Origin of the sequence: Microvirga sp. VF16 (genome assembly GCF_016864375.1) — a bacterium.
GTDB lineage: Bacteria > Pseudomonadota > Alphaproteobacteria > Rhizobiales > Beijerinckiaceae > Microvirga.
Genome location: NZ_CP069358.1, coordinates 88863 through 102069, shown reverse-complemented (window position 1 = coordinate 102069; position 13207 = coordinate 88863). Strand labels below are relative to the sequence as shown.

The 13207-nt window shown below is 58.5% G+C and carries 9 protein-coding genes and 1 pseudogene; 1 reads left to right on the top strand and 9 read right to left on the bottom strand.

Annotated elements, in window-relative coordinates; genetic code table 11:
• Nucleotides 1-8: 8 nt before the first annotated feature.
• The 3 genes from JO965_RS43350 to JO965_RS43340 all read right to left on the bottom strand — a co-directional run bounded on the left by JO965_RS43350 (nucleotide 9) and on the right by JO965_RS43340 (nucleotide 2834).
• Entirely contained in the window at nucleotides 9-458 is a 450-nt protein-coding gene (locus JO965_RS43350; protein ID WP_203447765.1) for a PACE efflux transporter, read from the bottom strand.
• A 53-nt stretch (nucleotides 459-511) separates the two neighbouring features.
• Nucleotides 512-1186: a GTP cyclohydrolase I gene (gene folE / locus JO965_RS43345; RefSeq protein ID WP_203447764.1), complete on the bottom strand. Its 675-nt coding sequence runs from the start codon at nucleotides 1184-1186 to the stop codon at nucleotides 512-514.
• 385 nt (nucleotides 1187-1571) lie between these two features.
• Nucleotides 1572-2834: an RNA-guided endonuclease TnpB family protein gene (locus JO965_RS43340; protein WP_203447763.1), complete on the bottom strand. Its 1263-nt coding sequence runs from the start codon at nucleotides 2832-2834 to the stop codon at nucleotides 1572-1574.
• A gap of 289 nt (nucleotides 2835-3123) precedes the next feature.
• Here JO965_RS43340 and JO965_RS49925 point away from each other — a divergent pair, with 289 nt between their 5' ends.
• Nucleotides 3124-3426 (top strand): PilZ domain-containing protein, encoded by a 303-nt coding sequence (locus JO965_RS49925; protein ID WP_203447762.1) that lies wholly within the window; start codon nucleotides 3124-3126, stop codon nucleotides 3424-3426.
• A 446-nt stretch (nucleotides 3427-3872) separates the two neighbouring features.
• Here JO965_RS49925 and JO965_RS43330 read toward each other — a convergent pair whose 3' ends face one another.
• The 6 genes and pseudogenes from JO965_RS43330 to JO965_RS43305 form a co-directional block, all read right to left on the bottom strand.
• A complete protein-coding gene (locus JO965_RS43330; protein ID WP_203447761.1) occupies nucleotides 3873-4031 on the bottom strand; it encodes a hypothetical protein in 159 nt (52 codons plus the stop codon).
• A 228-nt stretch (nucleotides 4032-4259) separates the two neighbouring features.
• Nucleotides 4260-4712: a hypothetical protein gene (locus JO965_RS43325; RefSeq protein WP_203447760.1), complete on the bottom strand. Its 453-nt coding sequence runs from the start codon at nucleotides 4710-4712 to the stop codon at nucleotides 4260-4262.
• 357 nt (nucleotides 4713-5069) lie between these two features.
• Nucleotides 5070-5975 carry a Hint domain-containing protein gene (locus JO965_RS43320; RefSeq protein ID WP_203447759.1) on the bottom strand — a complete coding sequence of 302 codons (906 nt, stop codon included), beginning with the start codon at nucleotides 5973-5975 and terminating at the stop codon, nucleotides 5070-5072.
• Between the two features lie 1937 nt (nucleotides 5976-7912).
• Nucleotides 7913-9246 (bottom strand): annotated as a pseudogene (locus tag JO965_RS43315) (IS5 family transposase).
• Between the two features lie 1652 nt (nucleotides 9247-10898).
• Complete coding sequence (locus JO965_RS49920; RefSeq protein ID WP_371827042.1) at nucleotides 10899-11648, bottom strand: thermonuclease family protein; 750 nt, start codon at nucleotides 11646-11648, stop codon at nucleotides 10899-10901.
• Between the two features lie 366 nt (nucleotides 11649-12014).
• Entirely contained in the window at nucleotides 12015-12761 is a 747-nt protein-coding gene (locus tag JO965_RS43305; protein WP_203447758.1) for a response regulator transcription factor, read from the bottom strand.
• Between the last annotated feature and the right edge of the window lie 446 nt (nucleotides 12762-13207).

Sequence of the window (13207 nt, the reverse complement as noted above, 5' to 3'; positions counted from 1 at the left end):
ACGGCTGCTTATAGGAGTACTTGGCTCGGTCTTGAGGCTTCGTGCCAAGTATGCAGGGGGAAAATGCGGTCATAAGCCCAATTGAACACGAATGTATAGACGACGTAAAAAAGGGCAAATGCCACATCCACGAGAAAAGCATGGAGGAGGCTTATGCCAAGATACCATGCAAGCATGGGCGTCAACATGGCCAATAGCCCCGTCTCAAAGAAGACAGCATGCAGGGCCCGCAGCTGGATACTCTTTTGAGTTCCGCCAGCCATACGCTGCATGAGGGCATCGAAGGCGAAATTATAGACGTAAGTCCAAACCGTTGCGATGATTGCACTCGCAATCCTGACCATGGTGATGTCAGCCGCCGGCAAACCCAACGTCCAAGCGCCAAGCGGCGAAACAAGAGCAAGCCCACCAAGTTCAAAGCTGATCGCGTGGCGAATGCGATCACGTGTCGAGCGCATGGTTTAAGGACCTCCATGGGATAAGTCGATGCGCCCAGCTGGGCTCAGAACGTCTATTCCGATCCTGCATAATCGAGTGCGATGCACTCCTGTAGGAACTCCCGCTTGGACTCAGCATTCTCCGCCATCTCGCCCCAGTAGTAGGTGTTGACCATGCGGCTGCGATGGCTGGCGCGTACGCCGCGCTGGGTCTTACACATATGTACGGCGCTGATGCGCACGGCTAGACCTCGGGGTGCGGTCATGTCCATGATGTACTGACCGATCTGCTTGACGAGTTCCTCCTGGATCTGCAGACGCGAGGCAAAGTACTCGACGATGCGGTCATATTTGGACAGGCCGATGATCTTGCCGTCGGCTGCCGGCAGAATGCCGATAGTGGCCTGACCATAGATCGGCATCAGATGGTGTGCACACGTGGAGCGCAGCGCGATCGGGCCGGTGACAATCAACTGATCGTAGGCCTGAGCATTGTCGAATTCGGTAATGCGCGGGGGCGCGTTGAAGCGACCCTCGAGGATCTCCTCGACATACATCTTGGCTACCCGCTGGGGCGTCTCGCGGGTGTTGTGGTCATTCCGATGGTCGATGCGCAGGATGTCGAACAGCTCTTCCACCTTTCGGGCGGCAGCTAGGATCATCGCCTCGCGCTCGGCCTCCGTCAGCGGCTTCGCAAGCGCGTCATTGCATAGGCGCGCAAGCCCGAGTTGATGCGTATGAAAATTCATAATGCCCCCACAGGCGATTTCTTGATTAGTGAACTGTTCCGAAAAGGCACGCGGCCAATAGGCCAAAGCCCACGACAGCGATGAACAAAACCCCAAGGATGGTTGCTTGACCTATCTTCTCATGACGTGCCAGTCGTGCATTGATGGCCTCTAGGCTTCGTTGCTTGGACTGCTCATGCTTTGCCCGCTCACTGTCGTTGTAGGCCTTCATTTAGTCCCCAAGCCAAAATCTGCCGTACAACCCCCTCTATCAGTTTCCTGCTGGTATGGGAAGATCGTCCGCAAGGTGCGCGTCGAAGTGTGCGACAGCTTGTCCAGGAACCCGAATTGCGTCCACATCTGCCACTGGTGAGACTCCTCGTCCTGAAGGGCGAGGCATCTTAGGTTAGGCGGCAAGCCGCTTGATCCCTTGATCTTTGGTTCCTGCTTCGCGGGCGCGTCTCGTACGGAGGCCTCCGCAGGCTGCCACCGGCGCTCCACCGGCGGTCGTCCATGATGCCGACCAGCGATGGCGGCCCAGCGCGAGGATGTTCCTTGCGGCGTTAATATCGGCATGCGCCTCATACCCGCACAGTGGGCAGACGAAGCGGTCGCGGGTCACGCGCCCATGCGGCAGGTGTTCGGTGCTTGCATCGTCCTGCGGATGCTGACCACACTCGGAGCAGCGCTGTGAGGTGTGGCGGGCATCGACCTCGACGCACTCGCCGCCGCTCCAGGCGGTCTTGTACTTCGTCATCGACCGGATCTGACCCGGCGACACGTCCAAAATCGAGCGGTTCAGACCGGCTTTCGCGGCCACGTTCCGGCCCGGCTCGGACAGAGTACCCTTGGCACTCGCCGTCATGGGCTTCAGGCGCAGGTCCTCGAAGGCGACGTGCGTGTGCTTCTTCGCGATCTGGCACGAGATCACGTGCGCCGCATTCCGCCGGCGCCGGGCGAGCTTGGCATGGAATCGGGCCAATGCCCGACGGGCCTTCATTCGGTTGCTCGAACCCTTTTTCTTCCGGTCGAGGCTTTTCTGGAGCCGCGCCAGCTGGCGCATCTCCTGGGGAGTGACCCGCGGCATCGGCCGGATGGCGCCGTCCGAAGAAACGGCCCCGGTAATCACGTTGAGATCGACACCGACCTCCGCGATTTCGCGGTGCTGCGGGTTCGGAACGTCAACTTCGCACGCGATCGAGGCATACCAGCGGTCGCCCTCGCGAGAAACAGTTACCGAGGTGGGACGGCCCTTCACCCTTCGGTGTGCCGCCATCTTCAACCAACCGAATTTCGGCAGCTTCAGGCGATGCCGCTCGATCGTGAACCCTTGCGGAAAGCGGCAGCTCTCGTACACGAATTTCCGCCGCGGTTTCGGATAGCCGGCAGTCTTCTGAAAAAAGCGCTGAAACGCATCTTCGAGATCACGCAACGCCTGCTGCAGGCATTGGCTCGGGGCGTCAGCGAAAAACGGAAATTCCCTTTTCAGCGCCGGAAGATCATTCGCTCCCGTGTTGTAGTTCAGGCTGCGCCCCTTGCGGCTGAACAGCCGGCGCTGTTCCAGCGCCAGATTATAGACCAGACGGCAGCAGCCGATCGTCATGCACAACAGCACGATCTGATCGAGCGTCGGATATATCCGAAAGCGATAGGCTTTTCTGACCTTCATCAGGCCAGAACATAGCGAGAACAGTCAGGCTGTTCAAGAGCCGCTATGTCACTTTACATTCTCTCCCTGAAGGAAGAGGTCTTTCAGTGAAGTTTGATAAGCTTCCGGCAAGGGAGAGGAGGCTACGAAACTGGATTCAAGAGCTTGTGCATTGCTGCGCGACCCACGGTACTTGCGCATACGGACGTCCCTGACTTCCCAGGCGCTGAAAACAGCGGCCTTTGTGCCTCGCATGTGTGTATGAAAACATGTATAGCCTAGACATCTTTGCCGGTCGGGGAGGGCAGCTATGAAGCGGGAGAGCGAGCGTCGTTGGCATCACCGGCGGTCGTCAGCTTTCAGTGCTCGAATAGTGTTCAATGACCACGCCCCAGAGATGACCTGCACCGTGCAGAATCTGTCCTCTGGTGGGGCGCAACTTGCTTTTGCGACCATCGTTGAACTTCCGCCCGAATTTGTGTTGGAAGTACCGAACCTGAACCTGCGGGTCGAGGCGGGCGTGGTCTGGAGTCGAGCCAAGCTACATGGAGTTACGTTCCTTTGGCCGCAACACAATAGGCGCATGAGACAATCATCGACGGATGACGCGTGAAGTCGTGCCTAGGGCGCTTGTGGAAGCCTAGCATGGTCTCAGCAACGGCCGGTAAGGGGTCTTTGGCGGAAGTTGATGGGATGTCACAACGAGGCTGGCTTCCGTTGAGGGCCTGACCAGTTGTCAGTAGAGCGCTCGTCGTCACAGGAGAGGATCGTGCCCCTTGGCGTGATGTGACCGAAGGCGGGTCATCACAATCACCGGCCATTACCAATTCGGCGCACGCCTCAGCCCACTTTTGGTCGGTCAGATCGCTGATGAAGCCTTCCAAGGTGAAAGGTTCGCCCGTCTGATCGTACACGAACCGGCCTCGGGCCCGAACCCATTGCACCTTGCCGTCGCGGGGGTCATGATCCGGTAGTCAGCGGCGAACAGATGACGGCTCCCGCAAGCCCGTAGGGCCGCACGCCGCAGCTTTTCCAGATCCTCCGGGAGGATATCCCAGCCTAGGCGACCCGCCCACTGGTGAATTCGCCGGTGGGGTAGCCTGTTAGGTCCTTGGCGCCGTCGTTGATCAGGGTTGGCGACCATGGTGATGTGGGGTCGGCCGTGTAAATGACGCCCGGCACGTTGTTGATGAGGGTAGTGCGAGCCTGGGAGCTCAAGTCCTCCGGCCGTCGATCCTTCGGTTCACGGGTAAGCCCGTGGGAGACAATGGCTGCCCCACTCATCTCATTAAGCTACCGCTGACTCGTGGTTCGGTTAAAGGACCGATGGAGCGCAAATAAGCTATCATTAGTATCGCTCTGACAACCAGTAGAGCCTGCAGCACTTAAGGAGGCAAGGCTGGGCTCCAGCTAGCCTTCCGCCAAAAGTTGAAAGAGCATTTGGGCCTATGCTGTTTGATTGAACCTGCTCCTGATCCACGCAATGCCAATGCCAAGTGCATACAGCAATGCTGATGCAGCCAATATCGAACAGCTAAAGATCGCCATCAGCGGATAATAATCGTCCAACTTTCGGGCGGATTGCTGAGCGTCATATGCCCCGATCGAATATGGGCGAATATCCAGGCTGCCTGCCGCCCTGCCGAAATAGATTGCACTGCAATCCACCCCATAGAGGGAAGTTGGCGGCTCCCGTAATTCAGCAATGGGCTGATTAATGTAGGGTTCGCACTTCTCCGATCTAAGCTCCTTGAGAAGCACTTGCCTGTAAGCTTCCTGCCCCGGGTTGCTGCGATAGACCATCGTCAGCGGATAAATCAACCCAAGAGACATGAAGCTTAAAGAACTAACAAGCAACCATAGCTGCTGCCATCCATTCATTCGGCCTAAGAAGCTCATCGCCCGCCTTGTCCCGGATCCTCATCGATTTGATGGAATGACGCTTCTTGCCGCCGCCGCGGCATGCGAGCCGCCGCCGTTGCAGAAGCGCGTGAAGAGGCGGTGGCTGACCGAGGGCGATAGTCGTGCTCTGGCCCGGTACTCGTGTTCTGACCTCGTTCTGCCAAACTGACGCTACAGGATCTATGGCTGTGCGTTGCAAGGCTGAAGCGGGTTTACACGACGTGGATCACGTGTGCGGAACGCCTGTGGATGCCGGACAGGCGACCATGACCGACGGAGAGACACCTGTTGGGTAACGGGGAGTGAACCCGCCCGCCGGTCCACTTCCCCTGTTGTTATCGCGCTGCGGATGGATTACGCAGCTCGTGTCGCAACGGCACCGAACAGCCCCTGGCCTCGGGCCGCGAGGCGCTCGCGGATAGCTACCGGAACCTGGCGGGCCGCTTTGGCGCGCGGGTAGGCCATCTCGACCAGCGGTGCCGTCTCGTCCAAAGCCTCGTGCTCGTCCCAGTTGTCAAAGGCCATCCGGTCGACGTTGTCGATGAAGCTTTCGGCCGGGACATTGTCGGCCAGCAGCAGTGAGTGGTCGGCGAGCTCGACGTGGTAGTAGGTGAAGGTCTGGGCCGGGGCGGGAGCGCGCACAATCGAGGTGCCGTTCACCAGCGCGCTGGCATGAACCAGGATGTCGTCGATCAGGATGGCATGATCGGGCGAGACGTAGAGATCGCGTGAGGGTACGTTTTCGGCCAGAGCGCCTGCCTTGATGCAGATCGGCAGAACCCGCAGCGGGTCGGCAAAGAACGTTGAAACGGTCTGACGGCCAATCCACCGCACCGGTACAGTGCGTCCGTCGGCGGTCTGGACCAAGTCACCGCGCTTCAATGTCTCGATGGGCACTTGGCCTTGGGCCGTTGTGATCTGTGTGCCCGGTAGGAAGCAGATGACCGTTGAAGTGCCTGGCTGCGGAACAACTGTTGTATTCTTTGCAGTCGAATCGCTGGTAAAGAGTACATACTCTGTATTATTATTTTTAGGATTAACTGTTGAGGCAATAAACCCATTACCGACTGCACCAACATAGGTGTACGTCGCGCTGTTGTAGGTAAATTGATCTCCAGTGACTTCACCCAGGGTCAAAGCGCTGTCAGACCCGAGGTTGTCGCTAATTGTAGCTGATCCACCGTCTTTCTGCTCAACAGTGTAAGTGGTGCCATTGAATCTGACGTCATAGGTATGAGTGAAGGTTCTGGTATCTGCCACGGTCGCCCCCGCTATTTTCTTTGGGAATACATTGCCGCGTCATGCTCGATCGCGGTGCTGCCTCAACGCATAACATTTGGAAGGCGAGAGCCGATGGCTGCGTAGGGATATAGACCCAGTCCTCTGGGATCGAGGATTATCCCAGAAGATATGCGGTCTATCCTGTGGGATAGGAAATCAGATTAGATCGATCAGTCATCCGTCTTGCGCCGGTTCACTTGGGATAAGAAACTGCCATACGCATAGCTGTCGGCCGCAACCGCAGGCGCTGGTCATTCACCGCAGGGCTCGCGGTGAGCTTTGCTTGAACCGATCGTCAGAGGATTCCTGAGCTCTTTTAGGCTCGCGGGCCTCGCTCGGCTGGATCGAGGATGCGGCGGCACAACCATCCTGCGTCAAGCGGTTGGTGCGGCGTTCAATCCGTCCACAAAATTCTGGAAGGCCGCCAACATCCGGCATTCGGTAGCAAACGCCACCAAGTTGGGCCTTAAGTTTTGATCCAGTTGGGAGTTCTTCAACTGAAAGAGACTATCCCTGTCACTCCTTGGTGCCCATTTCCTTCAGGAAACAGTAACGGAGCTCCATCCTTTCTCGCCCAGTTACCGTCATGGAGTTCCCTGGCCAATAGGAGGGATTATATTCAAAACGGAGGTATTCACCATGAAGGCACCGAAAGCTGCAACCTTGATCTCCCTCGGCATCGGATTGCTGTCCGCAGGCTTGGGAGTTGGAACTGGAATGGCCTCCGAGCATGTCGCGTTAGGCTTGATCGTTGGCCTTCTCACCTGCCTAGGCTCCGTCAGCTTGTGCTCTCTCCTGGCATGGATTTTCGAATGGCCAAGGCTCCGATGGGACGACGCTACGGCCCTTGGTTATCTTCTGCCTTGGCCCTGATAGACCTCAGCGGTATTCGCCCGACGGGGCACAGACGGGCATCAATGGACAAAACGACGGGCGAGAAATGCGACATTCGGCAGCAAAAGCCACCAATCGCAGTTGTGGTCTTCGCTTGGGACAAGTTACCTAAGGAACTTCAACATAGTTACGGTTCACGATTGTCTCATGACGATAAGCCTCCCTCGGACAAGCCTCCTGGCCCTTCTTTCATTTGCTGGTATCGGCACAAGTGCTGCTGTCGCCGATCCTCCTATACATGAGCCGCTACATCGTCTCCGGGTCATATGCCTCTTCGAGGTTGACGGTGAACGCTACATCGATGGCGAATGCACGATGAAGAGATCCCGACCCGTCGGAACAGAGACATTGGGGTCATTGCAACTGGAGGATGAGAGCTGCTACGTGCAGATGAATTACACAGCGGGCAACGAAGCCTATCTCCATTGGAGTGGGACCACCGGAGAGAAATGGACGCGTTCCGATCTTGGAAAACTCAAGTCCGATGGACTGGCGTGCTTTTTGAGCGACACGGTCAAGGCGTGCATGTGACCAATCCCGAAGCTGGGCAAGGGCTCGGCAGTCACGGCTGTGCGGTGCCTTGCGCAAGGGAAGGTCTGCAAAGGGAAAACCCAGCCTTAGTTCGTCGATCCTATTCCCTGAGCAACTTCGAAGGCGATGATCGGTGATAGGAAGGGGTCCGCCCTTCCCGGGCGATCTACTTAGGTTTCGCCGGCCTCGCACCGCCTCATGCCCGCTTCGAGATCTGGACCAACATGCTGAACATAAGGATCGAGATCCGAAGTTGCTGGTGGCGTTTGCTACCTAATCCCGAAATGGTCCGGAAGCACCAGCGTTCACGCTGGGGAGGCATCACACCAGCTTATAGCAGAGACGTCACGTCGGTCTGTGGCCTTTCTGCGCAGGGCTCAATACGGCGCGGTCCGTTGAGCAGAGAGCGACGCGGACCTTGATCGCAAAGCATCCCGTCTCCGAGACCTTGGGTAAAGTGTCGTCCGTGAAGAATTGTTTGGTAGCTTGAGTCACGCCCGTTGAGGCGATGGAGCAAAGCCGACGAGCAACAGAGTAAGGGCGCACAACAGGGCCGCTAGGCACCGCAGCAGGAGCGAGAAGTTGTATCCAACGGCTGCAGAATGGCATTGATGCGGTCGCCGTCACGACCTTTCAGATAGTTGCGCCCCATCCGGTGCTCGGCTTTCAAGTGCCCGATCACCGGCTCGATCGCCGCACGCCGCTTCATCTCACGCCGCAGGGCGGCTGTTGTCCGGCGCACCTGGCCTGAGATCCACACCTGGAAGCGGTTCGGGTGGTTGTGCCCGCGATAGCCCTTGTCCACATGGGTTCGTCTGACTTCAATCCCGGTCGTCGCCGCCACATCGGCGACCACGGCCGCCAGCGTGTGGCCGTCATACGGATTGCCGTGCAAGGCCCGGGCATGCAGCACGAACTGACCGCCCTTGGGCTGTGTCACCGGAGTGGCGATGCTGACCTTGCAGCCGAACTCATAGGGTGTCCGGGCTTTGCCCTTGCCGATGCACTCCACCTCCGGTGCATGCAGGGCGTAGACCTTGGGCCCGCGCTGGCGCTGGGTCTGCTGCCGAACCCTGATCGCCAGGGAAAGCAGCGGCTCAAAGCGCTCCTCCAGGGCCGCATCGCCGTGGATCTTGCGGCGCACGTCCCGGATCACCCGCCCGAGCCGGGCACGCAGAAACCGCAGCTCGCGGTTCGCCCGCTTGAATTGATGCGCATGCTGATAGCGGCCGATCCGGATCAGGGCGTGTTTGGCCACCCGGCGATAGCTCTGCCGCAGCCGGACACCGCACTTGCGGGCGAGATCCACAAGCTTGATCAGGGCCCGGTGCATCAGGCGGGCATCGGTGGGATAAGCGATCGCCTTGGGCTGAACCGTGGTGTCGACGGCGACCCGCTCGAGATCCCTGGTGGCCAGAGCGCCACTCTGGTGCGCCACGGAGAGGCTCTCCTGCAGCAGGGCGGTCAGATGCTCCTCGCCCAGCCGCTGACGCCAGCGCGTCAAGGATGAGCGGTCGAACGGCAGATCATGGCGGAAGCTGACCTCACCGCAGAAGAACTGCACATAGGGGCTGTCGAGAAAGCGGGCGCACAGCGCCTCGTCGGACAAGCTCTCCATGTGCTTGAGGATCATCAGGCCGGCGATCAATTGCACCGGCAAGGGCGGCTGGCCGGCTCCTGGCTTGTAGACGCCGCCGAGCCGGCGCTCGAGGAAAGTCCAGTCGATGCGCTGGGCCAGCAGCACCAGCGGATGCTTCAGGTCGATGATGCTGTCCAGGGCGGGGCGGAACAGGTCTTTCTGGCGCTCGTCTCGTGGGGTCGACATGAGCATCTCCGGCCGGGTGGAGTGCTCCCGATTGAATCAGACCCCGAGCCGGAGCGGCAACGGAAAACGCAGGAAATTCACCGCTGTCGCCCTGCAATCTTGCAAAATCGAAGGCGATAATGCGCTTGATATCCTAATCGTCTCAATGAGATCGGGATTCTTCACGGACGACTAAAGTGCCTTATGCCTGTAGGCGTGAGAGCAAGGTTTGATGGGCTCAGCAACTGAGGGGGCTCTTCTCAAGAGATTCAGTGCAAAATGCCCTATGAGAGGAGCACGACATCTCACTTCGCGCTTGGCCGAACGCGCTCAGGCATTGATATGACTGCATCGCAATGACGTCTACCTCTCCGCGTTGATCGATGAACGATGTGCTGGGGTAAACAGCCAAATATATCCCCATCCCCACATTTCACTGTAGGAGCGCAATGTCGCTTTGTCTCGTTGAGCATAACCCTTGTATCTAGGCCGCAGTTGAGCAATAGGAGCCTGTACAACAGAGGGCGAGAAATGACCGAGGAAGAGATCGACCATGTGGCGCAAGAGTTGGCCAAAGTCGGGGGTACGTCGTGGTATCCAGGGCGTACCACAGGCGGCCTGTTGAGGGATGTGGGCGAGCGCTACCGGGACCGGGCTCGGGTTGCGATTGCAGCTCTGGATCGACTGAGGGCCAGCAAGCAAGCGACTGACACAGCCACATCTGTGAGCGCTGGATTGGAAGACAACACTATCAGCGACAACTCAACTCGCTCTCCCGATGATAAACTTGAGGTTGGCACCATCGTTGTTTACCGGCCTCCGGGAGAGAAAAGGGCGATCTCCTGTCAGGTCACACAAATTGAAGACGGCCGCGCCTACCTAGTGCCACGTCCCCGACCTGATGTGGGATGGGTGGCCATCGAAAGCGCTGTACCCGTCACTGAAACAAAGGCTGGAACCGGAGAATAGCTACCGCAACACCACACCTGCTGTCGTCCAGTCCTTGGTGGGACACACGAGAGTTTACTGGGCTCCGACAGAGTGGGTGACTGGTGTCACGCATAAACCAGCGGAGTGCTGAAGCCCCGTGCCGCTGGATCTCACGCGGATCAAGGCTGGACCGGACCTGACTTGGGCCGAGTTGCTTGCGTAATGGAGAGGAAGCGGCTGGCATGCGTCTGATTGGCAGAGATCGCCTCATCAGGCATGTGGGACAGGTCGTGATTGAGAGATCACAGCTGACTGACTCCCACTCATAGCGGCGGGGGTATGCCTTCAGTAAAGCTCACAGGCGTGATAGAGGAGCAGTCTCTCGGGACCATACGAGGGCCGCAACGCAGGTGCTGCTATCACCTGCGAGACCACCTGATCGAAGCTCTTCGCGAGCTTCAAACGGCGTTGCGCCTATACTCCCAGGGATCAAGCGCAGGATGATAGTGGTACCGGCTCGAGCCGCGCCAGCCCCTGTGTCTCTCCTCGTACCCGCGAGGCTTCGGGTTTCATAATGTCAGTATCACGCATTTCTGGCGTCCACGGATTGTTTACCTCGGCTGTAGCAGGACGCCTAGGCCGGGCGCGTTGGGTATCAGCCCGACCGCGCTCCATTGCCCGGAGCGTGGAGGATGCACTGGCTGAGGATCTGCGACTCCCTCAGCTGGGGCGTTTTATTAAGGCTAACACCAACTCCGTCGAGCCCCATCCCAACGCCGGGCCAAGCCCTCGGCAATCAGCACATTGCCCAATGATCGCCCGTCACGCGTAATGAGGCGGAGTTTGCGCCCATAAACGTCCTCATCACGTCCGCCAGTGGCGGCCACCTCAAACGGGCCGGCATTCAGAAGGTCTAGCAGCCGGAGTTTTGCCTTCTGACCAAGTGCCAGCTCAGAAGAGCACTTCGGGCTGGAGATCTCAGGGGTATCAATGTCGGCCAGCCTGATCTTGATCCCACCCCAATGAATGGTATCGCCGTCGACCACGCAGTTCTCTGCAGCCGACGAGCCGCACAGTCGAAAGCTGACAGAGGAGGCAACGGCGCCCGAGCGGACTTCGAAGTGGGGGAGAAACTTGAACGCCAAGCCTCCGGCAACCGCACCGCCGACCAGACCCACCACGACCAACCAGACGGTCGACAGCTGCCCCCTGTGGGACCACGCCTTGGCCCCGTTTCCTGGCCGGAGTTCAAAACCCAACACTTTGCCCGATGCCGAGCCCTGCCTCTGTTCCCAAGGTCCAGAGGCGGCAATCGTGAACGACGCTCGTTTGCGGGTTCTGAACGCAGACCGCCAAATACGTTTCCCGAGGACGTACATCCCCCAGATCAGTGCCAGCACGACGGCCCCGAGCCCCACAAACTCCAGGGGTTCATCCAGTTTGAGCGAAAACTTGGGGACGGACTTCGCCACCACAGCGACGAGGACGAGCATAAGCACAATCAGCAGCTCGAACTGGTTTGGGGTCAGTCCCAAGGGACGCCGCCAGCGGCGTCCGCGGTAGCCAGAGTACGCCTGGCGAGGATGGAACCTGTTAGGCCTATAGGTTCCACTGTGGCTCGGTCGTCGAGGTTCATCCATTCAGTCAACGGCCCTTCTTGAGCTATATCCGGCTCCAGTTGCAGACTGATTTAATTGAAAACCTCATCGCCTTCGCAATCGCCATATCCGTCTCCCCAGCCGCGAAGCGCCTGTGCATTTCGTCCCTGCCACTTCCGACGGCGATGAGGCTTTCGGCGGATTCCGTCGACGCCGCCATATCCAAACGAGCAAGACTGCTCGACGCGCGTGAGCGGCAGTCTACGACGTTGAATCTTCGTCGTTCTGACTGAGGTACTCTGAGGCCCAGATCGCGGCTCGGGTGCGATTTTCCGCGCCAATCTTCTTCAGCAGCGCTTTGACGTGCAGTTTGACCGTTACTTCGGCGACATCGAGTTTGCGCGCAATCGCTTTGTTGGGTGCACCGTCCCGCAAGCCCCGTAGGATCTCCAGTTCGCGATTGGAGAACTCGCTGGTCGGGTTCGGGCCTTGCACCCTTCCGGTTGCAGCCTGTCCGCTGGGTTGGTGTTTTGGGTTGTGCTCGAGGCTGCCCATCATGGCAACGACCATGTCAGCCGGGAAGAGCGTTTCGCCTAGTATTAGCAACTGAAGCGATGCGACGAGCACTTCGGCGCTCACGGATGTCGACAGGAAGCCGTTGGCGCCGGCGCTGTGGGCCTGCTGAACGGAAGCCGGTTCAAACCGCTCCGCCAGCACAGCAATCCGCGCGCGCGGGCATTGCGCCTTCAACTGAGCGACAATCTCGGAGATGGTGGCTGAGTAACAGTCCGCGTCAACCATCGCCAGCACCGGCATGGTCTCCGGAGGGGAGGGCAGGCCTGAACGGCCGTCGAACGCTTCGTCGAGAACCAGGAAGCGGGAGCCCGACAGCATCTGCCGGAGGCCCGCGCGGAACACGGAACTTTTGCAGGCGATGACAGTGGCAACACCGTTGCTGTCGTGAGAGGCGCCCCCGCCCTGTGCTTCGTTCTGGTCGACTAAATACATTGTTGGTCCCAACAAGACGGAACGAACAGAGTCTTAACAGGCTCGCAGGGAATCGCAAGACTGCCTTCCTAGAACGTCGGGGACAAGCCTGGCTTACTGCAGCTTGTTCTTTAGGACGATACTCTCGCACCCTGAAGGGAGTGAGTTTCTTGGTTTTTAGGCAGCCTTAGGCAATGTCTGATGATGCGCCAGTGATCCAGATTCCCTTGGCAGGCCTAAAGTTACGCTTTGAAGGGCGGCCCAAACGTCTGACACCGACGCCCCGGGCCGTGTCCAGGCTGATACGGCGCATCTTCGCTAAAGCCCTAGAAATGACCCTTTCGATGTACCCACTTTGATATATAGCCAAATCAGGAACCTTAGCCATAGCGTGATCTTACTTGATGCTCAAATGTGGAGTGCAAGAAAAAATAAGTATTTGGCAAAGGCGCTCTCGAGCTAAAGTG

Excerpts from the sequence above, each read along its gene's own strand:
- JO965_RS43350 (WP_203447765.1), bottom strand. The coding sequence starts at position 458 with ATGCGCTCGACACGTGATCGCATTCGCCACGCGATCAGCTTTGAACTT.
- folE (WP_203447764.1), bottom strand. The coding sequence starts at position 1,186 with ATGAATTTTCATACGCATCAACTCGGGCTTGCGCGCCTATGCAATGAC.
- JO965_RS43340 (WP_203447763.1), bottom strand. The coding sequence starts at position 2,834 with ATGAAGGTCAGAAAAGCCTATCGCTTTCGGATATATCCGACGCTCGAT.
- JO965_RS49925 (WP_203447762.1), top strand. The coding sequence starts at position 3,124 with ATGAAGCGGGAGAGCGAGCGTCGTTGGCATCACCGGCGGTCGTCAGCT.
- JO965_RS43325 (WP_203447760.1), bottom strand. The coding sequence starts at position 4,712 with ATGAGCTTCTTAGGCCGAATGAATGGATGGCAGCAGCTATGGTTGCTT.
- JO965_RS49920 (WP_371827042.1), bottom strand. The coding sequence starts at position 11,648 with ATGCTCGTCCTCGTCGCTGTGGTGGCGAAGTCCGTCCCCAAGTTTTCG.
- JO965_RS43305 (WP_203447758.1), bottom strand. The coding sequence starts at position 12,761 with ATGTATTTAGTCGACCAGAACGAAGCACAGGGCGGGGGCGCCTCTCAC.